The sequence below is a fragment of the Proteus sp. MB838 genome, from assembly GCF_054767435.1.
Genome location: NZ_BAABMO010000039.1, coordinates 1 through 24485 on the forward strand (window position 1 = coordinate 1; position 24485 = coordinate 24485).

17 protein-coding genes are annotated in these 24485 nt (G+C 36.9%); 8 read left to right on the plus strand and 9 right to left on the minus strand.

From position 1 onward, the window contains the following. Positions 1-257: 257 nt before the first annotated feature. The 5 genes from ACYUCW_RS14735 to nagK all read right to left on the minus strand — a co-directional run bounded on the left by ACYUCW_RS14735 (position 258) and on the right by nagK (position 4414). Positions 258-914 (minus strand): DUF1120 domain-containing protein, encoded by a 657-nt coding sequence (locus tag ACYUCW_RS14735; RefSeq protein ID WP_004246560.1) that lies wholly within the window; start codon positions 912-914, stop codon positions 258-260. Positions 915-1307: 393 nt separating this feature from the next. Beyond that, on the minus strand, positions 1308-1973 hold the full coding sequence (locus tag ACYUCW_RS14740; protein WP_004246559.1) for a fimbrial protein: 666 nt from the start codon (positions 1971-1973) through the stop codon (positions 1308-1310). A gap of 297 nt (positions 1974-2270) precedes the next feature. Further along, positions 2271-2675 (minus strand): YgiW/YdeI family stress tolerance OB fold protein, encoded by a 405-nt coding sequence (locus tag ACYUCW_RS14745; RefSeq protein ID WP_004249797.1) that lies wholly within the window; start codon positions 2673-2675, stop codon positions 2271-2273. Positions 2676-2823: 148 nt separating this feature from the next. Further along, the gene (locus tag ACYUCW_RS14750) at positions 2824-3408 is read right to left on the minus strand and encodes a rhomboid family intramembrane serine protease (RefSeq protein WP_004246556.1); all 585 of its coding nucleotides are present in this window, start codon (positions 3406-3408) and stop codon (positions 2824-2826) included. 94 nt (positions 3409-3502) lie between these two features. Continuing rightward, positions 3503-4414, minus strand: a complete 912-nt coding sequence (gene nagK / locus ACYUCW_RS14755; RefSeq protein ID WP_004246555.1) for an N-acetylglucosamine kinase — start codon at positions 4412-4414, stop codon at positions 3503-3505. 1443 nt (positions 4415-5857) lie between these two features. On the opposite strand from nagK, the gene ACYUCW_RS14760 reads away from it, so the two are divergent. The 8 genes from ACYUCW_RS14760 to ACYUCW_RS14795 all read left to right on the plus strand — a co-directional run bounded on the left by ACYUCW_RS14760 (position 5858) and on the right by ACYUCW_RS14795 (position 18240). Further along, positions 5858-6253, plus strand: a complete 396-nt coding sequence (locus ACYUCW_RS14760) for a hypothetical protein (protein ID WP_004249796.1) — start codon at positions 5858-5860, stop codon at positions 6251-6253. Between the two features lie 147 nt (positions 6254-6400). Beyond that, positions 6401-8515 (plus strand): UDP-forming cellulose synthase catalytic subunit, encoded by a 2115-nt coding sequence (gene bcsA, locus ACYUCW_RS14765; RefSeq protein ID WP_460408895.1) that lies wholly within the window; start codon positions 6401-6403, stop codon positions 8513-8515. Between the two features lie 2 nt (positions 8516-8517). Further along, positions 8518-10866 (plus strand): cellulose biosynthesis cyclic di-GMP-binding regulatory protein BcsB, encoded by a 2349-nt coding sequence (gene bcsB / locus ACYUCW_RS14770; RefSeq protein ID WP_049210445.1) that lies wholly within the window; start codon positions 8518-8520, stop codon positions 10864-10866. Positions 10867-10876: 10 nt separating this feature from the next. Then, on the plus strand, positions 10877-14563 hold the full coding sequence (locus tag ACYUCW_RS14775; protein WP_460408898.1) for a cellulose biosynthesis protein BcsC: 3687 nt from the start codon (positions 10877-10879) through the stop codon (positions 14561-14563). Between the two features lie 15 nt (positions 14564-14578). After that, positions 14579-15049 (plus strand): cellulose biosynthesis protein BcsD, encoded by a 471-nt coding sequence (gene bcsD / locus ACYUCW_RS14780; protein WP_017628733.1) that lies wholly within the window; start codon positions 14579-14581, stop codon positions 15047-15049. A 38-nt stretch (positions 15050-15087) separates the two neighbouring features. After that, positions 15088-15993, plus strand: coding sequence for a sensor domain-containing diguanylate cyclase (locus ACYUCW_RS14785; RefSeq protein ID WP_060555790.1), 906 nt, complete (start codon positions 15088-15090; stop codon positions 15991-15993). Positions 15994-16166: 173 nt separating this feature from the next. Next, the gene (gene galU, locus ACYUCW_RS14790; protein ID WP_017628731.1) at positions 16167-17129 is read left to right on the plus strand and encodes a UTP--glucose-1-phosphate uridylyltransferase GalU; all 963 of its coding nucleotides are present in this window, start codon (positions 16167-16169) and stop codon (positions 17127-17129) included. A 73-nt stretch (positions 17130-17202) separates the two neighbouring features. Then, positions 17203-18240, plus strand: coding sequence for a glycosyl hydrolase family 8 (locus ACYUCW_RS14795; protein WP_060555791.1), 1038 nt, complete (start codon positions 17203-17205; stop codon positions 18238-18240). A gap of 138 nt (positions 18241-18378) precedes the next feature. Here ACYUCW_RS14795 and ACYUCW_RS14800 read toward each other — a convergent pair whose 3' ends face one another. The 4 genes from ACYUCW_RS14800 to fdhE all read right to left on the minus strand — a co-directional run bounded on the left by ACYUCW_RS14800 (position 18379) and on the right by fdhE (position 24323). Further along, positions 18379-20028 carry an LTA synthase family protein gene (locus ACYUCW_RS14800; RefSeq protein ID WP_460408901.1) on the minus strand — a complete coding sequence of 550 codons (1650 nt, stop codon included), beginning with the start codon at positions 20026-20028 and terminating at the stop codon, positions 18379-18381. A 108-nt stretch (positions 20029-20136) separates the two neighbouring features. After that, positions 20137-21999 (minus strand): selenocysteine-specific translation elongation factor, encoded by a 1863-nt coding sequence (gene selB, locus ACYUCW_RS14805; RefSeq protein ID WP_163748155.1) that lies wholly within the window; start codon positions 21997-21999, stop codon positions 20137-20139. Beyond that, positions 21996-23387 carry an L-seryl-tRNA(Sec) selenium transferase gene (selA, locus tag ACYUCW_RS14810; RefSeq protein ID WP_041701446.1) on the minus strand — a complete coding sequence of 464 codons (1392 nt, stop codon included), beginning with the start codon at positions 23385-23387 and terminating at the stop codon, positions 21996-21998. Before selA ends, selB begins: the two co-directional genes overlap by 4 nt. A gap of 15 nt (positions 23388-23402) precedes the next feature. Beyond that, a complete protein-coding gene (fdhE, locus tag ACYUCW_RS14815) occupies positions 23403-24323 on the minus strand; it encodes a formate dehydrogenase accessory protein FdhE (RefSeq protein ID WP_004246539.1) in 921 nt (306 codons plus the stop codon). Between the last annotated feature and the right edge of the window lie 162 nt (positions 24324-24485).

Below are 24485 nucleotides of genomic sequence, written 5' to 3' on the forward strand. Positions count from 1 at the left end.
TATAAATATTAACACCCTTGGTTAAATTTTTCGCATTAATAATTTAACAAAAGATTAAATATAATATAATTTATCAGAAAATGATTTTCTTTATTTGATGGAGTTTCTATATTTTATACCTAAAATATAGGTTTTTTTCTTGATGGTTTTTTTTTTGATATTATCGAGAAGGTTGTTTTTGTGGAAAATAAGAATGTAAGAAATTAGTTTAATTTCTTACATTCTATTTTAAATTAATTTAGATTAATTTAATTAAATTAGATACCAAATTGGAAAGCAAGAGTTGCTAAACCATCTAATTTAGGTTCACCTCCGCTATTTTTTAGTTCACTATTGATAGTTGGTTTGATTTCGAAATCAGCTGCAAATACTTCACCGGCAGAGAAATCGCTAGAGCTTTTAGCCCACGCAAACACTTTTTCTTTTTGAAGACTTTGAGAACTGTTTACAGCACCATTGTAGAATACAGAAACTTTAGCTTCTTCTGCATCAGCAGTTGGTTTTACTGTCGCATTTTTCATGGTAATACCATAGAAACCTACTTTAGTATCTACAGCTTCACCCTCTTTGTTTGTTTCGTGGTGTGTACCTAAACCAAAGTTAGCCGCATTTGCTTCTAATTCTGAACCTGCTCTATCATCTGTAGGAACAAAAGCTAAATAGGTTCTAGCATCACAAGTAACAGTAATGTTGTGTGAAATTGGTTCTAATGTTAGATTACCTTTTGCTGGGAAAAGGCCTGGGCTAACATCGAATTTATATTCAACAGTAGTCTCACTTGTTTCCCCATTAACTGTACAAGTAGGGGCTTGAATAGTACCGATAACTTTTAGTTTAGCAGTAGGTGTAGCAGCAAAGGCAACACTACTTGTTAGAGCAAGTAAAGAAACAGCTAATAAACTTTTTTTAAACATACATCCTCCAGTGGAAGTATATATATCTTAATTCGATACATATATACCTTTTTAATGCACTTTATTTTTCAAAAATAATAAAATGCTCTCAACTTTTTAAGTTGCTTATTTATATTATTATCTTAATAAGAATACCTTACAAATAATTATACGCTGATAAAAAATAAAAAATAGTATTTATAATTAAATAAACTTTAAATGCATAAAAAAGATAAGAATTAAATATTTTAATCTTAATAAGATAGTCATTAAATGTTGTTTAAATCAAAATAAGATAATTAATAAATTACTTTCTTTGTTTGAGTATTTAAATACGAGTCTTATTATAATGAATGAAAAAACATATAATAAAAAGTGTAAGGTAATTGTTAAATACCTTACACTTTATTAATATTAAATACCAAATTGAAATGTCAAAGTGGCTAAGCCATCTAATTCAGCTTCGCCTTCGATTTTTTTCATTTGGCTATTAATGACGGGTTTGACTTCAAAGTCAGCAGCAAAAGATTTTCCTGCAACAGATGTCTTACCAGGCAAAGCCCAACCATACTCACTTTGTTTATGAATTAATGTATTAGGAACTGATGTCGTGGCGTTGTTAGATTTGATATAAGCTTTTTCAAACTTACTACCATCTTCTTTTTTGACAGTGGCATTGCTGATATTGATGGTGTAATAGCCTACTTTTGTTTCTGCATTTTTTCCATCATCTTTATTTTTAAATTGATAGTGACCTAAACCAAAGAAGGCTTCACTTTCTTGGCTCTGTGTTCCTAATCTATTATCTGTTGCAACAAAAGCTAAATAAGTACTTGAATCACAAGAAATAACAATGTTTTTTGATTGACCTGCTAACTTTAAGTCACCCTTTTCAGGGAAAAGACCTGGAGTGATATCAAAGTTGTAGATGATTGTGGCTTCTTGCTCTTCATTATTGATAGTACAAGTCGGAGGCTTGATCCTTCCTGTTATTTTTAATTTAGCAATAGGGTTAGCTGCTAAAGTAGTACCGCTGGATAATGCTAATAAAGAAATTGCTAATAAATATTTTTTAAACATACATCCTCCTATGGCGGTATAGTAATTTATCAAATTATAGCCGTCATTTTTTGATGCGTTTTGTTTTTTTATAAAAAATATTTAATAATTACGTAATTTAAGTATTTTTTCTTACTTAAAATAAAAACAATCAAAAAAGCTTTTGTGGCGGAGATAACAATAAAATGGTGGCGCTATATTGTTCATAGTTCAATGGTAAATTGATGAAGGAAGCATCAATGGATAAGGATAAAAGAAGGGAATAAATAAAAAGACACATAATGTTTTAATCTTTATGTGTCTTTTTAAAGAGTATAGTTATTTAACAATGCTCAGTTGTTTTACATCGATTTCAGTACTTGTCCACTCTTTATCGATCTTACCTTCAATTTTTACGGTATTCTCAGGCGTAACGGTTTGACCACGCCATCTTTTTTGGTCTATTTCAACATTAATAGCACCTGTTGTGTCTTCAAAAACATAAAGCTCATCACCAATTTTTTTGGTGATTTTGCCTGTTAAGATAACCCAAGTATCATCTGAAAGTGTTTTTGCTTTAGCAACGGTGGTTTCGCTAATTGAAGGACCTTTAAATCCACCTTGCTCTGTGGTGGTGATAGCGCTTTGTGGGGCAACAAAACCACCGCTATTTTGTTGGTTTGAATTGGCTTGAGATGCAAAAGCCAATGTACTACCAATTAATAAAACTAGTATTTTTTTCATAATAGGCTCGCTTATTGGTTTAAACATTCACTTAGAGATAGATTAATTCTAGTTCAATTCTTCCTATAAAAATGCATATTAAAGTAAATATTGGTATTAATATATCAATTTTATCAACTTGTTATTGATAAATGATGGTGTAATTATTTCATTTTATTATTTCTACTACACGGCTTTTCCGACGAATGATTTTTCTTGCACACCAAGCATAAAGCAACCCAGAGATAACGCCTGCGATATGTGATTCTGTAGAAACCCCTAATTGCCCGGGGATTAATCCATAAGCCATAGAGCCATAATAAAACAGCACAAATAAGGCGATGACGATATCGATAATTTTATGGCGAGTAAAAGCATGGGCAATTAGCAGTGACCATAATCCAAAGATCCACCCACTTGCACCGACATGAATAGCGTTACGCCCAAACAACCAAACTAATAACCCACTGATGATAATGATAAAAATACTTGAATAGCAATATTCTCGTAATGACTGTGTCATCAATAAAAAGCTAAGTATAAGAAAAGGTAATAAATTACTAAAAAGGTGAGACCATGAGCCATGAATAAAAGGTGAAATAAAGATACCGAATAAACCTTCGCTGCTTCTTGGAATAATACCATATTGAAGAAGATGGACTGGGAAGAGGCTCCCTATAATTTGTAATAAGAAAAGAAGGATAGTTAAACCACTGAGAATATAAATTCTTCTTTTTAGCCAGAGACGATCCATAACGATAAGCCTTTATTGTAGGTGATGACCTTTATTTATGAATCTACTGTAAAGAGAAGAGCCTTTCTGTTAGATGGCTCTTCTTCTATTATATTCAGTCTAATAAATTTAAGCAGGCAGCACCTCTTGCTCCACCCGCATCACCATAACGTGCTTTTTCTATTGTTGGAATTTGCGTATTACCGTATACGCAATGTGAGAGATAATCGGGTAATAGGGTATACAGTGCGTCAAATTGCGATAAACCGCCACCAATGACAATTAAATGTGGGTCAAGTACAGTCAGAATATTGCTAAGGTAAATGGCTAATACTTTCATATAGCGGTCAACATGCTGTTGGGTCTGTTCATCACCTTGATAATATTGTGCAACGATATCTACCGCTCTTTGTGGTGAGCCATTAAAGGCTTTATACATACGTTCAAAACCACGACCAGATAAATAAGTCTCAAAGCAGGCTTTTCTACCACAACCACACAATATTTTTGGCATGGTCTCACCAATCACATTATCAGCATCTACATTAAGATTCATGTGACCTATTTCACCGGCAATACCATTTTTACCAGAGAGTACTTTGCCATCAATGACAAAACCACCGCCAACACCCGTACCTAATATTAAACCCAGTACTGAAGGATAATGACGAAATTCAGGATCCCATGCTTCTGATAAGGCAAAACAGTTAGCATCATTCTCAACTTTGACGGGGCGTTCAAGAATATTAGCCAGATCGTGGATCATCGGTTTATATTTGGCAGCAGGCACGTTGGTGGTAAATACAGTTCCTTCTTTTGCGTTGACGATGCCAGGAACACCGATACCTATTTTTCCTTTACAGCCTAAATCATTATCAGCTTCTAAAGTGAGTGTTTTAAAAACATTTAATAGAGCTTGATAATCATTCTTTGGCGTTGGTACACGTTTTTGCCATACTTGAGTAAGATCTTTATCAAAAACGGCGAGCTCGATTTTTGTGCCGCCCATATCAAAACCATAATACATATCAGTCTCTTAGTTATCCTGTAAATGTAATCCGTAGCTTAATTAAATAGAGAAGAAGCTATGGTGCTTAATGGTCATCACTTCAGTTAACGCGTTTTTTCTCTGTCTATTACTTCCACAGATTATAAGATTTATCACTATTTATTAAAGATAGCATAGAAACAATCGTAGATAAGCGCATTTTGTGATCTTGTCAGGAGGTGAAACGTTTTTTCTAACCCCATTTTTAATAGAAAAAACTATCATAAAATGACTAGTTTTTAGATTTTAATAAAGAAAATATGGATTAATATGATAGGAATACTCTTAAAAGGAGTGGTTTTGAAAGTGTTATCGTTAACATTATATCTAAAATAGATGGTTGTTATTTGATGTATTTTTATTAGTATAAAAACGTAGTTAAGTGCTATTTAATGATATTAAAAAACAAAAATATACGTATTAATACGTGTATATAGTAATAGTATCTACAAGGTGTGCATTATTTATTATAAATCAGTCGGTTAAAAATTTATTGTTATTATAGTGTTAAAGTTAATTAATGTATTCGTATCTAGTATATTTATTCTTTTTATTAAGTATTATTAACAATATTATTTAATACGTAAAATATAATCTTGGTTAATTATCCTGATTTTATGGTTAATGATAGTTGTTTTTCCTATTAATAAACAATAAAGAATATTGTTATTAAATCATCTCTTTTAAGTTATTTTTTTTAGATTATCTTAATGGGTCTGAATAAATAAAGTTATTTTCTTTTTATAGCATGACAATGTGTTAGCTACTCTATGAAAAAAATACACTTTTCGCTTATAAAAATGTGTCTTTTTTTGATGATGATCAACACAAAAAAACAACATCGCATTTTGCTTTGTGAGCCATATTTTACATTTAAAAAAGATCAGTAGCTGAAATTTTTCATATTACTTTTCTCAATGTTTTTTCTTCTTAGAATAAATTATATTACAAGGTAATAATTACAGGATTTTATTTTTATAAAATTTATACAATTTGTTATTAGTTTTATTACGTTATTAGATGGGGAATTAACCTGCTTTTTTACGTTAAAAAGAGACTTTTTTTTTGTGTTTTTCATTAACATTGTATTAAGTAAAAATACACAGTTAGATAAAATAAAATACAAGCTGAGCGAAAAATAGCTATTTTGAAGGCGTTGTATTTCCTATTAAAATAATTATACAATTCAAATTAAATAATCATTACTTACAATTAGACAGTGTCTTTTTTATTAGATGAAATATTTTACAAGTAAAATTACTCTGCATGATTTAGGTTTGTATAAATAAATGAAAGTTGTCCTGCAACTCTTAGGTGTTAGCTTTTAAATAAGCTTATTTTAATTGTTTTTGTATCCTTATCTTGGTGAGGTTTTTAACTGTTTGACAAGGTATTAGGTGCGATTATTTAAGGGTTCATATTATGTATGATGATATAGATAATTTAAAAAATAAGTTTCAGGAAGAGGGGTTTACTTTTCAAGATTTCTCTTCTCAAACGACAGGTAATATAGCCTGTAATATTGGTAATAGTGTTATAAATCAACAGGATAATAAAGGCTCTCTATCAGGGGATAATGAAGAGTTCTTGAATATATCTAAAGTTAAAAAGAGACAAAAACAAACAGCTAATATAGCGACTTCTCTTTCTTATTCACAAGATTTAGCCTCGGAATTAAAAGAAAAAAATAGAGTTAATAAGCAAAGTAAATGTTTGCTAGATAATCAGTTATTTGAAAAAAAAACCACAGATAAGTGCCAAGTAAATGAAAAGCTCTCATTGCAAAAGATATTTTCATTTATTGCATCAGCTAATTAAACAAGCTCTTATATATAAATGATATTGACTTGTGTCAATTTATAGCTATTGGTATTTTCTTTTTTTAAAAAATTTTATTGGTCTATCGTACCAAGAATGAATTTTTTCTTAAAAAATAAAATAATAGCAATGGCAAGGTACGGGGTTATGCATAAATTATTTAAACTATTAATAACAGCTTTTTTATTAATAACAATGTTTTCGCTTATTGTTATGCCAATGAGTGCTAAACAACAATATATATTTGGTATAATTAATATTCTGCTGTTATTTATTATTGGCTCTAAAAAATCAAAAAAACGATTATTAACAATGATTTTTTTATCATTGTTAATGTCTACACGTTATCTGTATTGGCGAGCAACCCACACACTTAATTTTAATACCTCTATTGAAGGGATATTGGGTACAGGATTATTTTTGGCTGAGATCTACTCTTGGATTATTTTAGTTTTAGGTTATTTCCAAACAGCTTGGCCATTAAATAGAAAAATAGCGCCATTACCAAAAGATATCTCGTTATGGCCAACAGTGGATATTTATGTACCCACATATAACGAAAGTTTAGATGTGGTGCGTGATACGGTTTTAGCCGCACAAAGTATTGATTATCCAAAAGATAAAATGAAAGTTTATCTTTTGGATGATGGTAGCCGTGAAGAGTTTAAGCAATTCGCCAATGATGTTGGTGTGACTTATATTGAGCGTGAAGAGCACGATCACGCTAAGGCAGGTAATCTAAATCACGCAATGGCATTAACTGATGGTGAGCTTATTTGCGTCTTTGATTGTGACCATATCTCTACCCGTATATTTTTACAGGCAACGGTGGGTTATTTCCTTGAAGATCCAAAATTAGCTTTGGTGCAAACACCACACTATTTCTATTCACCCGATCCTTTTGAACGTAATTTAAGTGCCGCCAAAAACGGCCCTCACGAAGGTGCACTTTTTTATGGCCCTGTTCAACGAGGTAATGATAATTGGAATGCAACCTTCTTCTGTGGTTCATGTGCGGTAATGCGTCGTAGCGCCCTAGAAGAAATTGGTGGTATTGCGGTTGAGACAGTCACAGAAGATGCCCATACGGCATTAAAATTACAACGTTTAGGTTGGAATTCGGCATTTATTGATATTCCTTTAGCTGCAGGTCTAGCAACAGAGCGTTTAGCATTACATGTTAATCAACGTATTCGTTGGGCTAGAGGAATGACACAAATCTTTCGTGTTGATAACCCTATGTTAGGCCGTGGCTTAACGTTTCCTCAGCGGTTATGTTATCTCAATGCGATGATGCATTTTCAGTATGGATTGCCTCGGATTATCTTTTTAACTGCACCTTTACTGTTTATGTTATTCAACCTCAATATTATCGCCTCTTCTGCCAGTATGATTTTTGCCTTTGCATTACCACATTTAATTATGTCGGTGTATGTAAACTCACGAAATATTGGTAAATATCGCTATTCTTTCTGGGGAGAAATCTATGAAACAGTGATGGCATTTAGTTTAGTACTGCCTACATTGCTCAGTTTAGTCTCGCCTAAATTAGGTAAATTTAATGTCACTGATAAAGGCGATTTGCTTGATAAAAGCTATATGGATTATCTAACGGTACGCCCTTTGATTATTACTGCACTGCTTCTAGTTATGGGTATTTCATGGGTCATCATTCGTTATTTATTAAATGATTTTCAAGGCATCGACCCTTTAGTCATTGTATTGAATTTGGTTTGGGCAACTTATAGTTTATTTATTGTGTTGGCATCGATCGCAGTAGGTAAAGAAACACGCCAAATTCGTAAAAATACCCGCATTAAGGCATCACTTCCTATCACTTTACATTTTGATGATGGCGCTGAATTACAAACTACCACCGAAGATATTTCTATGGGGGGAGTGCGTATTGCGATTAATAAAATAGCTGAATTACGCCAGCGTACCGTTAATAGCATTACGTTAATGGCGCAACGTGATGTTGTTACGCTTCCTGTGGAAATGATCAGTTTAGAAAATAGCCAGTTACGTCTCGCTTTTTTACCAATGGATTTAAATCTACGCCGTAAGTTAGTACGGGTGATCTTTGGTCGAGCAGATGCTTGGGTTCATCAAACACAATATCAAGACAAACCATTAAAAGAGTTAGGTGCTATCACTGGCTGTATTTTTGAGTTGTTCTTTGGTCGTCGTCAAAAAGTAAAAGCACCGGTAAAAAGAGCAAAAATCTCTCTCTCTGTGCAATCTATTAATGGGGATGACTAGGTATGAAAAAGAAACTGACATCAATACTAAGTCTGACGGTTATTGCCATGGCGAGTATTCATTTTTGTTATGCGACAACAGGAATGCTAGAGCTAGATGGTGAAGTATTACCAGAGCCAACATCTTATACTCATCCGCCACTACAACCCACAGTAAGTACGCAACTATTTGATGATGTTGCACTCTCCGAAGCGCGTAATATTGAAGAGCAGTTAACATTAGCTCAAATGGGGAGTCCATCACCAATAGTATTATCCGGTCGACGTTTATTATCCGGCGTGACATTTCGTATGGCAAATGATCTGTTTATCGATAGTGCGACACTCACCATGAAAGTGAAAGCTTCATTGGGATTAGTGCAAGCCGATCAAACGTTACATTTGATGCTAAATGGTCAACCTATGGGATTTTTGCCTTTAGAAGAAGGTGAGCAAGAACATGAGTATATGTTAGAGATCCCTGAAATGATGTTGACCAATATAAACAACTTGAGTTTTCGCCTTGCCAGTCGCGATGCTTTAGATGAAAAGCAGTGTATTCCTCCTTTAGCTGATGAGTTAAGTTTGGTGATTTCGCCCGATTCATCATTAAATTATCGAGGTCGTTGGATTAATGGCGGGTATAGCTTGGAACGACTGCCCCTACCGTTCTTTGATCCTGACAGAATGACAGCGACCTCGTTACCTATTGTTTTAGCCGATAAACCAGATAATGGGCAGGTAACAGCTGCCGCTATTGCTGCTTCTTGGTTTGGTAGTTTTAGTCATGATATTAAACAAATAGATTTACCTGTATTAATGAATCAACTACCTGATAGCGATGGTGTTTTAATTGGTTATGCCGGACAGACTATTGCAGGTATTACCTTACCATCAGGAAAAAATGGGCAGCTCACAATAGTCGATAACCCTGTTGATCCCGTATTTAAATTATTACTGATTAGCGGTGATGATGAAAAAACATTACGTCAAGCTGCATGGGCATTAAATAGTGGCAAATTACCACCAAATGACCAATTAACGGTTGCTGCTCAACATATTCCGGTGCGTCAGGATTATGATGCCCCACGTTGGTTAAATACCAATCATCCCGTAACATTGGGTGAGATAGCTCATGGTCGTGATGATTTTACTCGCCAAGGAATAAATCATGCTCCTAATCAATTTTCGTTTCGTGTCTCACCCGATCTCTTTTGGTGGGATGGAGATGCGCTACCTTTAGATCTGCAATATGTTTTTCCTCATTCAGATAAAATAAATAGCCGTCGCTCTTCGTTAATTGCATCTTTAAACCATCAATTTATTGGTGCGTTATATCCTTCTCGTTCAGAGCCATTAGGAATATTAAGACAGTGGTTAGGGATGGAGAGTGCACAGCAAAGTAGTACGCTTTATTTAGATCCACGACAAATCTACAGTCAAAATCAATTAGAATTCTATTTTGATTTACATGAGTATGATGATGCCCCCTGTATTTTAACGGATGGCCAAGGATTGATTAGTCGTATTGATCCGCAATCAACCTTACAATTCAAAAATACGTGGCACTATTCCAGAATGCCTAATTTAGCCTATTTTTCAGGTGCATCGTTCCCATTTAGTCGCCGGGCAGATTTTTCTCAAACCACATTATTATTGCCAGAAAACCCCACAACTGAAGAGCTATATACGTTAGTTAATTTAATGGCGAGATCGGGCTATTCAACCGGTACACCTGTTTCTTATATTTCTGTTTTTCTTGGTGCGCAAGACTTAGAAAAAAATCAGTTAGCACAAAAAGATATCTTGGCGATTGGAGAGTTAGGTAGTAACGGCTTTTTGCCAAGTGCTTTTTCACAAAAAACCTTCTCTTTTATAAATAACCAACTTGAGATCCAATCTCCCTCATTGATAGATAAAGCTAAAAGTTGGTTAGCCGGTGATCCATTATCACCAAGTAGTGATGCGGCAAATTATCTTGCTCTGTTAAATGATTGGCGGGGAATGATGAGTTTTATCTCTCCTTGGGCTAAAGATCGTGTGGTTGTTTTAGTGACTGCAAAAGGTAATGACTCAATTAAAAACATCATTGGTGATTTGAACCATGCAAATGTCAATGCCGCTATTAAAGGGGATCTGACTTTAATTAGTGGTCAAGATACGGTGATGAGCTTCCATTTAGGAGAACATTTTTCACAGGGAGACCTGCCTCTATTACAGCAATTTCTTTGGTATTGCACCAGACATGTCTATTTGCTTGGCATGTTGGCAGTCGGTTTTTGTGCGCTAACAGGGAGCGTGGTTTATTGCTGGTTACAACGCCGCTCAACGCGTCGCCTGAGTGAAATATCAAAGCGTCATGTTGATAAATAGGGGGAATAAAATGAAAAAACAGACACTTAATATGATTGTTAAAGTGATTTATGCCAGTTGCTTATTAGGCGTTACCCATTCCACGCTTGCTAATGCAACAGATGCGAATATTGTCAGCTCGTTAATAGAGCAAGCAAATTACTGGCATGGAAAAGCGCATGATGAACGTGCTATTGAAGCGCTACAAAAAGTGCTGATCATGGAAAATAATAATCAAGATGCGCTGTATTTAATGGCTTTTTTTACTGCGCAACAAGGAAATGAAAAACAAGCCAGCTATTGGCGTGAAAAACTGGCACGGATTGCACCTCAAGATCCGCGTATTGCGGGATTAAAAAATATTCGCTCATCTCAATTTAGTGAACAGCAATTGGGTTACGCGAGAGAATTAGCCCAAAAAGGGCAACATGAAGAGGCAATAAAAGCCTATCAGCGCTTATTTGTCACACATGAACCACCTGATACGCTATCACTTGAATATTATCAAACTATGGCTGGAATACCGGCAATGTTGCCACAAGCGATTGCTGGGTTAAAACAACGTGCTCAGCAGATGCCAGATAATAAAGAAACACAAAAAGCATTAGGATTAACATTAACTTATAACGAAGAAACTCGTCGTGAAGGGATTGCTATTTTAAGTAAGATTTCTGGTGATGAAACGGCGAAAAATGGATTAAGACAAGCCTTACTATGGCTTAATGTACGTCCTGATGATGAAGGGCTGTATCAATCTTATCTACAAACTAATCCTAACGATAAAGCCATTGCACAGCACTACCAAGGAGCAATACAAGGTAATGCCCGACAAGCGGGGTATGAAGCGTTAAACACAGGTAACCTAAAGCAAGCAACAACTTACTTTAAACAAGCATTAACGGTCGATAGTCAAGATGCCCAAGCGTTAGCAGGATTAGGTTATGTGGCTCTACGTTCAGGTGATTTGGCAACCGGACAAAAGTTATTAAACCAAGCCTCTCAGTCAGGGGGGGAACAAGGGCAAAAATGGAAACAACAAGCAGAGGATGCGGGTTTTTATTCTCAATTACGAGAAGTGCAACGACAAGCTAAGCAAGGTAATACTCAGCAAGCACTGGATAAATTATTACCTTTAACTCGCTCATCGGGTGAAAAAGGATTATCAGCACATTTATTGCAAGCGGATTTATTGCGCAAACAAGGTAATTTACCTGCTGCTTATCAGCTATTATCTGAACTATATCAACAGCATAGTCAAAATGAAAAAGTTATTTCCGCATATTACTACTTGCTTATTCAACAAGGAAAAAACAGCCAAGCTGAGCAATTAGTAGCAAAACAACCCGCATCTTTACGACAAAAATTAACGGCAAATACTGATCCATCAGAAAGATTACGTCGTGATGCGCAAAAGGCGTTAGAAAATGGTCATCGTACTCAGGCAAGACAATTATTAACTCAGGCACAACGTAAAAACCCGCAAAATAATTGGGTATACCTTGATTTAGCCCGTTTAATGATAGCCGAAGGTGATAAAACGCAAGCGGATCAGCTCATTTTACAACTTGAACGTCGTCAAACACGTGATGCCAATTATATTGCAGCTCTCTTTTATGTTGAACAAAAACAGTGGGATAAAGTTTTTAGCCTACTGAACAATCAACCTCAACAAAATGAGGCGGAAAAAGCGTTATTAGAGAGAGCGCGTTTTTATCGTCAACTGACACAAGCTGAGCGTTACTATAAAACGGGCAATCTCGTTGCGATGCGCAATACGCTACGTCCTTTAATCAACCAAGTGGCTGATTATCCAAATGATGTAGGGGAATTAGCTGAAAAACTGGTAAATAGTGGTGTACAAGATGAAGCACTGCAATTGATTGAAAATGATCTGGCTAAAGGGACTAAAGGCTCCGTGGGAAATTATGCAGGGCATATCAATGTGTTTAATGCGTTAGGACGTTATGCACAAGCCTCGAGCTTGATTAATGATCCCGCATTACAGCAACAAACGCCAGCAGCCGAGAAACAACGTTTAGCTATACTGACAAATGTTGCGCAAGCGGATAGTTTACGGGAAAAAGGTGAAATCAAAGCCGCTTATCAAACTCTCGTCACCTCATTAAAGGTAAGTCCTGATGATCCAGACTTATTAATGGCATTAAGTCGTGTGTATTTAGCGCAATCTATGCCAGAGCAGTCAAATAAAATTCTCTCTTACCTTGAAAAACAGCAAGGAAGCGATAGCAAATTACTTCAAGCACAAATTGAAGTTGCTTTGGCGCAAAAAGACGGTCGTAAAGCCAAAACACTGTTACAACAAATACCGACATCTTCACAGCCTGCTTATCTATTACAAGCAGCACAAGTAGCGCAATTAAACGGTGAAAATCGTCAGGCATTGGCGTTATTGCGTAGCGCGCAATGGCAAACGACAAATAACACAACAGGTACGGTGAATACCGCAGCTGGGCAGTTAATGGCACTAGAGAGTGAAAATAGTGTGATGACTGGCTCTATAAATGTAGATAAACAGATGGTTGCTGTTCAACGCTCCATTCGTCAATTAGAGCAGCAGATATCTCCTTGGGTACAAGGTGGTATTGCTATTCGTCATCGTAATGGTGATAAGGGATTATCAAATTTGACTGAAATATCGGCACCGATTGCTATCTCAAGTGTTCCTGGTGAAGATTGGCGCTGGCAATTTAATATTAATCCCGTTTCAATCACCAGCGGTACGGCTTCTGGAGAGCGCGCTAATCGCTTTGGCTCGGGGCAATTGCAGCATGCTGAACGTTTTGCGAAAAACAGTGATAATCATGATGAAAAGAACAAAATAAACGCAGATGATGCGGGAAGCCAGCGGGCTTCAGGTGTTGAATTAGGATTGATTTTATCTGATCACAATACACGTTTTGATGTTGGAACAACACCTTTGAATAAAGATAGTTCCACTATTGTTGGTGGACTGACTTACTCACCAAAAATTGGCCAAAATGGACAGTTAACATTAACCGCAGAGCGTAGAGCGATTAAAGATAGCTTACTTTCCTATATGGGACGTACCGATCCTATAACGGGAGAAACCTGGGGACAGGTCACGCGTAATGGTGCTAAAGCGCAATATGCATGGGATGATGGCAAAGTCGGTGCTTATATTGGTGGGGGATACTATAACTACCAAGGGAAAAGTGTTGAAAGTAATGAAGAGGTAAAAGTTTGGCTTGGCTCTTATGCAAACTTCTACAAAGATGAGCAACAAGAAGTCAAAGCAGGTGTTCATGTGGACTATATGAACTTTAAAAACAACCAAAATTACTTCTCATTAGGGCATGGGGGGTACTTCAGCCCACAAGATTATGTCGCTGTCTCTTTGCCTGTTGCTTATACCCGTCGTTTTGAAAAAGGAGAGGTATCGCTAAATGGTGCGATAGGGGTACAGAGTTACAAGCAAAAGGGGAGTGATTATTTTCCAACCCATGCTTATATGCAAAATGCGTTAAACAAACGTCATACGAGTGACTCACGTATTAAATCTCGTTATGAAGAGCAAGATGAAACCAATATTACCTATCGTTTAGGGCTCGATGCTAAATATTATTTAAATAAAGAGTCAGAATTAGGGCTCAGCTTATCTCATGATACATCGGGTGATTATGCTGAAGATAATATGTGGTTATATCTAAAATACACCCCAGACTTTTTATCTAAATAATTAAGGAGATAAGTAATGAACCAACATGATAGCGATATATTACAGTTACCTTTTGAAAGCGGTTGGCAAGATCTGACACAACTATTATTTTTTCAAATAGTTAGTGATAACGATATTACGCAGGCCGAAAATAAATTAAGAGATATCGGGAAAGATATCGCTCAACGTTACCCATTACCTGATAGCGAAAATATCCAGTCATTAGAATCACATATTAATCAAGTTTTAACACTGTTTAAGTGGGGCTTTGTGACTATCTCTCCAGCAATGAGTGAGTTGCTATTAGTTCACTGTGCATGGCCACATTTTTCAGCAAATGAAGAGGAAGCTAATTGGCGTGCAGCGAGTGCCAGTGTATTAGAAGGGCTATATGAAGGCTGGCTTACTCATCAAGGGGGAAATGATAAAATGCATGTGCACCGTCAAGCTACAGATGCAAAAGATGCCTTTATTTTTCGTTATGCGAATAGTTCATCAAATAAATAATAAAAACTATGCTTTATTGATAAGCATAGGAGGAAAAAATGAGTGAATTAGTAATTAATAATAATATTGTTAATGACTTATTAATAAAGCAATTTACTAATTATGTATTTATGATGATAGTAACAGATATAAAAGGTAATATTATCTACGCTAATAAAAAATACTGCCAATTTAATCATATTAATTTTGAAAGTATAAAAAATAAAAGATATAACTTGTTTTATTTAGTTGATGAAAATCAAGATGTGTTTTCTAACATTAGTGATAATAAAGAGGTAATAAGATTAGAGGCAAAACACCCAAATAAAAATAAACAAGAAGTATGGGAAGATATTAATATCGTTCCAATTTTTGATAAAAATAATCTAATTTCTCATTATGCATTTTTAAGTTTAGATATCACGGATAAAGTAAAGTTAAGAAATGATTTATTAACTAAATGCTATATTGACTCTTTAACTGGAATGGCTAACCGTCTAAGTATTATTGAGAAAATTGAACAGGAGCGATTAAATATTGCGACACCTTCATCTTTTTGTCTTGGGATTATTGATTGTGATAAATTCAAAACGATTAATGATCAATATGGCCATGCTATTGGTGATCATGTTTTATGTGAGATAGCGCAGCGTTTATTAGCCTTAGAACGCCAGCAGGTTTACTGTGGGCGACTTGGTGGCGATGAATTTGCGGTACTTTTCCCTGCTGGATTACGTTCTTGCTCTTTATTGTTATTGGAGATCATCGAATCGCTATGGCGAGGAATGGAAAAACCGATAAAAATCAATAAAGAAAAAACAATTGTTCCTTCTATTAGCTTAGGTATTGCTGAATACCCTAAGGATGGCAAGACATTATCTGAACTATTAAAGTCAGCAGATAAACAGCTTTATGCAATAAAAGAGAAAGGAGGAAATAAATACGGTTTTTATTCAGAGTATTAAATAACACTATATTTCAAATAAAAGTCATTATTAATAAATAAAAATCTCCTTATCTGGAGAGGGATACTTATATTTTAAATAGAGAGTTTTTTAGAAAAGAAAATAAAAGAAAATTATTTTCAATTAATAACAATGTATTGTTTTTATATAAATAATTATTTGAGGAGTATATTATGATGAAAGCTGTTATTCCTGTCGCTGGATTAGGCACACGTATGTTACCTGCAACTAAATCCATTCCAAAAGAAATGTTACCGATAGTTGATCGTCCTTTAATTCAATATATTGTTGAAGAGTGTGCACAAGCGGGCGTTGAAGAAATTATTTTAGTGACACATTCATCTAAAAACTCAATTGCTGATCATTTTGATACCAGCTTTGAATTAGAGAATATGTTAGAGCAACGAATAAAAAATAAATTATTAAAAGAAGTTCGCTCTATTTGTCCTGAAAATGTAAAAATTATCCAAATTCGCCAAGGGCAAGCATTAGGATTAGGGCATGCCATTTGTTGTGCTCACCCTGTCATTGGTGATAATCCTTTTATTGTATTACTCCCCGATGTGCTATTAAATTCTCACTACTGTGATCCTTGCCATGATAACTTATCTGCCATGATCAAACGCTTCCAAAAAACAGAGCGTAGCCAAATTATGGTTGAACCTGTCGCTCTCACTCAAGTACATCAATATGGAATTGTTGATTGCCAAGGTGTTTTTTGCCCACAAGGTAACTGGGCGCCTATTCGTCGTATTGTGGAAAAACCTAATCCAGAACAAGCACCTTCTAATCTTTCTGTGGTGGGGCGCTATGTTTTCTCTGCAGAAATCTGGCCGTTACTCGATGGGTTGCCTGCGGGGGTTGGCGGCGAAATCCAATTAACGGATGCTATTGATCTCTTATTGAAAAAAGAGGTTGCCGAAGCTTACACCTTAGTTGGTAAATCTCATGATTGTGGTAATAAACTCGGTTATATGAAAGCCTTTGTTGAGTATGGTTTACATAATAGCGAACTGAAAGAAGAGTTCGCTCTTTGGATACAAGAGTTGTATGCAAAAGATGTATTATCCCAAACTATGGCCAATAATCGCCCAACACTAAAAGAAGTCGATAACAGTGTGATGACAATTTTTTGAGGCTATTTTGCAATAATCAGTAGTATGCCGACCGAGTTCATTTAGCGGTCGGCAAAAGAAGGAGAAAGAGACAATGTCCATAAGACAGTTATCTCGATTGACTCATCGACTTGGTATTTTGCTAACACTAAGTGTGATGTTAATGATATCCCCAATGGCACAAGCGACAGAAACCCAAGCTGGATGGCAACAATTTAAAGCGCGTTACATTACTCCCGAGGGGCGTGTCATTGACAGCGCTAATCAAAATATTTCACACTCAGAAGGTCAAGGGTATGGCATGTTAATGGCGGTTATGAGTGACGATCGCCAAACCTTTGCACAATTATGGCACTGGACGGCAATGTCGCTGTATCGTGGTGATCTTGGCTTATTTAAATGGCGTTATGAACCCGAAAATAACCAACATACACCCGATCCTAATAATGCAACAGATGGTGATATTTTAATTGCTTGGGCATTATTAAAGGCTGGGGAAAAATGGCATGATGAAAGCTATCTTTCAGCGTCAGATTCTATTCAGCATGCGATCCTTGAACACACTTTAGTGAAGACAGAAAACTACAGTGTACTCTTACCGGGAATTAATGGCTTTAAAACTCCCGAAGAAATTATCATTAACCCCTCCTATTTTATCTTTCCGGCATGGAAAGATTTCTATCGAGTTAGTCATGATAGCCGCTGGAAAAATTTAATTAACGATAGCCAATCCTTATTAAGAAAAATGCGTTTTGGTAAATATAAATTACCAAGTGATTGGGTAAGTTTATACCCTGATGGTCATCTTGCCCCGAGTGAAAAATGGCCAGCACGATTTAGTTTTGATGCTATTCGCATTCCTCTTTATTTAGCATGGGCACAAGATAAACTCGCATTACAACCTTTTGTGAATTATTGGCAACAATTTGATCGTGATAAGACGCCTGCGTGGATCAGTATTGATGGTAAAGAGCGTGCCGATTATAACTTAACGCCAGGTATGATGGCGGTAAGAGATCTGACAATGAAAACAGCAATTGAAAATGTCGATTTAACTAAGGATACGGATTATTACTCTTCAGCCTTACATTTATTAGCCGCCTTTGCGCAGAATAATCACAATGACTATTAGTTAGCCTCGGTGGATATAACCATTAAAATAAAAAGAGGCCAGTTATTAGCCTCTTTTTTGTTCGATATCAGGACGAGTCAATAATCGTGTTGTTACAGATTAGTAATCCCGATCACCTTTTATCAGTAAATTTGAAAATTAATTATCTTTGCCACCGGCAACGTTTAATTTGTCATAAATATAGTTCTTATAACTATTAACTAATTTTTCATCCTCACAATCATTTAATTTGCCTTGGCATAAATGACGCATTTGAATATTGGCTTTATAGTAAGGTGATAAAGGTAAACGAGCGCGCTCTAACAACATTCCCCCTAAAAAATTAATATCCGTTAATTCTCCAGTAGAAAGGGTTGCACCTTGCGTTAAATTATCCCTTAAGGTGAATTGAGTAATATGTGCTGGATCACTAAAAGGTGATTGATAATTTTTTAGGTCAATATTAGGTTGATGATCACCAAAATAAAGAAACAGGGTGGGGCGCTCTCTATTTGCGACAAAGTGAGAAAAATCTTCAATAGCCGGATCACTGGCAATAATTTTTTCCATATAGTGGCTAAATTTACCCGGTGCATCAGGGCTTTCTGTCTGACCAGCTAATTGATAATCATCACTATGTGAGCCTTTATAAGGGCCATGCTCATACATAGTTAAAGAAAAGATAAATAATGGCTTATCTGTATGTGTTTTTAAGATTTCTTTTAGATAATTAATCATATCTTGGGTAGGGATAGTCCATAAATTCTCTTCTAAACTCCCCGGATAACCCAATTCTTGTGGCTGGATAATCTCATCTACCCCTAATTTTTCATAAGCATATCCCGCGTGATAGGCGTTACGATTAAAGGGAGTGAGCAGTACGGTGTAATACCCTTGAGATTTGAGTTGGCGGAATAAACTTTCATTGAGTTTATCAACCACAAAATAGAACACAGAGTTTTTACGCGCACCAAAATCATCGGTATTTAGACCGGTTAATACTGAGAACTCAGAAAGCCAAGTTCCTCCACCAAAGGTTTGTACTCGTAATGGGCTTTGGGCACTGACGCCTTCATCTTTTTTAAACATAAAAAGATCGGGCAAATCCACGTTTTTATCAAATTGGTAAATGGTTGGGTTTACGGTAGATTCTTGTAGTAATACAACAATATCGGGTTTTACCTCGGTTTGTGTTTCCGGTAAGACCACACGGTTGGCTTGCTCGATAAAGTAGTCTGCATTTTGTGCATAGTAAGGGGGATGATAAGCCGTTTGATAACCCGACATAATTAGATTAGTCACAGTTCCTCGACCACCGGGAAGCGTACCTTCCCACTCCGATTGCCATTTATTCACCGTAAAATGAATAGTTGTAAGGCCAATAATAATGAGTAATAAGCTACTTAGGCGTGTAGCAATAGGTGATTTACGGGAGAAACGCCACGCGGTAACCATATTAATGATTAGCCAAATAGCCATGGCAATAATCGCGACACCGGCTTCCCAATACTGCGTTAAGGTGCCTAAATTTGAGCTATCAAAAGCAAGGTTAAAATCTGAAAATAGCAGTGACTCTTTATAATAGTGGACTTTAAGCTGATTGATAAACTTGATAATGATAAAGAGTGTCCCTGTTGTGATTGCCGAGAATAGCGCGCGGGACGATAAAACAAAACACAGCGTAAAAATAATAAAATAAACACTGACAGACAGTAGTGCGGTATAAATTAGAGAAGCTTTCTCAAAGACAATAAATAATGAAGCAATAAGAACAAGCGCAAGATATATACGCCCTGATAATTTTTTCATATCTCTTCCGAGCATAGTGATTAAAAGTTTATTGATAAAGACAAGCGAAGAATACCTTAATTGGCTGAATGCTCATATCCAGCCAATCATAAAGAGTAACCAGTTAAGTTAGAATAACCCTTTATCTCGTAAGATATGAAGATCTTTTTTACGTCGAGTGAACCCTGTTCGGTCAAAATACTCAAGAATTTGTACGGCAAGTTTGCGACCTACGGCCAGTTCATCACGAAAATCGGCTGCGGTCACACTGCCGTTGGTTTCGTTATATTTTACGATGATAGCGGCAAATTTTTCTATCGAATCATGAGTATAATAGCGATCGGCAATAATGGGGATAATAAGACCTAGTTGAGCAGCTTTGCGTAATAAGCTTCGTATGACTTTTTCATCATGTTTCATTTCATGGGCGAGATCACGAACCCACCAAGGCTCTGATTGTTGAAAATAGTTTTTGGCAATCTGCCATAGTGCCTCTTGCTCTGCTGAGAAGGCTAACCCATGTGTTGGTAGATGTAGCCAGCCTCGAGTTTGCTTAATAGCACCTTCTTGGCGTAACTGATCAATTAAGTGATAAACCAGCTCATCGTGATAAGTGGGAAGAGCCATACGTTTTAAACGGGAACGACCCACACCCATTTGATCGTTATGTTGCTGGTGATATTCTTCTAGTGTGTGTAATAGTTTTGCTTTAGCCTGTTCGGCATTGGCTTTCGAAATGACGACGCCGGAAATAGAAATAACATCAAAGGTGGTTAATAGCGTATCAAGTGCAGTTTCCGTCAGTTGCTGTGCCCAAGCAAATTGTGTCAATAACAATTCACCTTTGGGTAAATAGAGTGCGAGGTTATCACTCACCGTGTTGGCTTTATCAAGTGCACTTAGCCAAGATAAAAACTCAGCTTGTCGTTTACCCCGACGAGGAGAGTGTAAGCAGAGCACTTTGGCAGCCGCTAAAGTTCGTTGTGCACTAATATCGCGTAAAATTAGTCTATCGTTATCCACCAGCCACAAGGGTTCATCAAGAATAAGCTCTGCTAATAGCGGTGTTTCATCGGTATTATTTAATAGTGCAATACGTCCTGTAATATGGCGTGTACCATGATGAATATGAACCGGTTGCCAATGTTTAATAGGTTCATCAGCTGTTAGACTGACTAATATTTTATGTGAAGGATAAAGTGGTGCTTGTGATAGTAACCAATCACCACGAGAAACCGTTTCTTTACTGACATCACCACTAATATTTATCGCAATGCGCATACCTGCACCAGCTTGTTCTACTGGCTGATTTTGCGCATGTAATGCCCTAATTCTTACCGGTTTGTCTGCACCGGTTAGCCAAAAAGTATCACCTAGCGCAATTTGCCCAGCAAGTGCAGTACCTGTGACCACCAAACCCGCACCTTTAATACTAAATACACGATCAATTGCTAAGCGAAAACGCTTATGCCATTGAGGGTGTTGTTGCTCTTGCTGATGTAGAGTAACTAAATAGTCTCGTAATTGCGCGATACCCACGCCAGTTGAGGCTGAAGTGACAAAGATTTGTGGTGCTGACCAACCTAGATTAAGTAAGTGTGTGGTTATCTGCTGTTTAACTTCATCAATACGTGGTGGCTCTACACGATCTGCTTTGGTGAGGATCACGGTGATGTTAGGACAACCGGCAAGACGTAAGATAGCTGTATGTTCAATAGTTTGTGCCATCACACCGTCATCACAAGCGACAATTAATAAGGCGTGAGAAATTCCCCCAATACCTGCCAACATATTAGAAAGAAACTTTTCATGACCGGGGACATCGACAAAACCAATGACTGATCCATCGGTTTGTGGCCAATAGGCATAACCTAAATCGATGGTCATACCGCGTTTTTTCTCTTCAGGTAAGTGAGTCGTATCTACACCGGTGATCGCTTGTATTAATGTTGTTTTTCCGTGGTCTACGTGACCGGCTGTCGCAAAAATCATAGTGATAGAGCCTGTATTAATGCATTTTCATCCTCAAGACAACGTAGGTCGAGCCATAAGCGACCATCCGTAATACGGCCGATAATAGGTTTTTCTAGGTTACGCCAATGTGCCGCAAGGGCATCTAATTGACTTCCTTTCCCATCTTTGGCAGCAAAGGTAAGGGCTGCACTGGGTAAGCTTTCAATCGGTAACGAGCCACTTCCTATTTGCGAAGCACATGAGGATATTGTGATATGGTAGTTATCGCCATAATATGCCTGAAAATGAGGAAGTAACCGTTGCGCCATATCATGAATTTCGGTTTGTGTACGAGTGAGTAAACGTAATGTCGGGATATCCTTGATCATTTTTTCAGGTTGTTGATAAAGTCTTAAGGTGGCATCTAATGCTGCCAATGTCATTTTATCGACACGTAACGCTCGTTTTAGAGGGTGATGTTGGATGGCTTCTATCCACGCTTTTTTACCTAGAATAATTCCTGCTTGTGGGCCACCTAATAGTTTATCTCCTGAAAAAGTGACTAAATCTATACCCTGTTGCAAATAGTCCTGTGGCATCGGCTCGCTAGGTAAACCCAGTGCAGCCAAATTGGTCATAGAGCCACTGCCTAAGTCTATGGCGGTGGGTAAATTCATCTCTTTACCCAGCGCAGCAAGTTGTGCACCTTCAACTTCAGCGGTAAAGCCTTGAATGCTGTAGTTGCTGGTATGAACTTTCATTAGCAACCCAGTATTTTCGTTAATCGCGTTACGGTAATCTTTTAGATGGGTACGGTTAGTGGTTCCCACCTCTTTTAAACGACATCCCGCTTGGCACATCACATCAGGAATACGAAAAGCACCGCCGATTTCAACTAATTCGCCACGAGAAACAACCACTTCTTTATCTGGTGCGACGGTGGCCAGCATTAATAAAACGGCAGCTGCATTATTATTAACAATACAAGCATCTTCGGCGCCAGTTAATTCACATAACAGATCGGCAATGGCTCGATCACGATGTCCTCGAGAAGCACCATCAAGGGAGTATTCTAATGTTGCCGGAGAGCGCATGACTTGGCTTACCGCTTCAATCGCTGACTCTGCCATTAACGCACGACCTAAATTGGTGTGTAATACCGTCCCTGTTAAATTAAAAACCGGTTTTATGGCGGCTTTTCGTTGTAATGCAATACGATTTTTTAATTCTTCCGCCCAATTATCATGCCATTGCGGTAACTGATTATTTTGTCGAATAATGATACGCGCTTCTTCTTGTAGTTTGCGTAAATGTTCAACGATAAAGGTCTGCCCATAACCATCAACTAAAGCTTGAATATCGGCCTGATGGAGCAAACTGTCTATCGATGACAGTTGACTGTAAAGTGAACGCGTATCATGTGTCATGTTAATACCTAATTATTATTCATTGGGGAATAGAAGGGGGTTAATACTACTGCGTGCAAAACCTTCTTCTTCCATTTTTGCATCAAGAATAAGGGAGGCTAAATCGTCAGCTACAGCATCGACGTTAGCATCTTTTTCTTGGTATAAAATTTTTAAATAACTACCACAATCGCCACAGCTTTCTGCTTTGACTGGCGCATTTTCACTATCAAGAGACCAGTAATTTAATTTGCCCGTTAATTCACAATTAGTACATTTTATACGTACCACGTGCCATTCGGTTTCACATAAATTACAGTGTAAATAACGCAGTCCTTGAGTGGTGCCAATTTGTACCATACTCGATACAGGCATACTGTTACAAACGGGGCAAAATTGGCGATTTTCGCCATATTCTGTTTTCGCTTTACCGGGAATGTTTGCCGCCAGTTGCGCCCAGTAAAGTGATAATGCCGCCCAAATAAACACTGATTTATCAGCGGAAACTTTTGAGTATTCATCGTTTAATAGTGCTGTTGCCATCTCTTCTAATTCGGTTTCAGAGGCTTTAGAGAGATTTTCTAAGGCAATTTTAGCACTTTCAGGTACAACGGATTGTAATTCCGCAATGATTGAGGCGAGTAATGCATGCCAATGCTTACTACGCTTAAAGGTCTTTTTATCTAACGGCGCTATACCCGTTTGTTGAGAAAGTAACGGGGTTAAATCTAATTCAAGCGGGTTATCATGTAATGCTTTTTCTTGTGCTAAGGCAATTTCGGCAGCAAATTCAAGATAATCAGCGAAAGGATTGTCTTTGGCTAATGCTTGAAAACGTTCAGCACGACGTTGGTAGAGGTTTTTTAAATTCGGGAATAACACCGGTGGAATAAAGCTGATGCTTTTTTCTGATGGCTCTTTACCTAATTGCTCTTTAGGAACGATGCGAATACTCATAACGTTCTATCTTCCTTCATAGTGTATTACCTACAAATATTGGCATCAGAATAATGCAAAATTTTACTTGAAGCCATGACAGCAGGTAAGGATATAGTCAATTTCTTGTTTATTTACGCTTGAAGATGATCGGGTAAATAAAATAAAAACGGAGGCAACAGT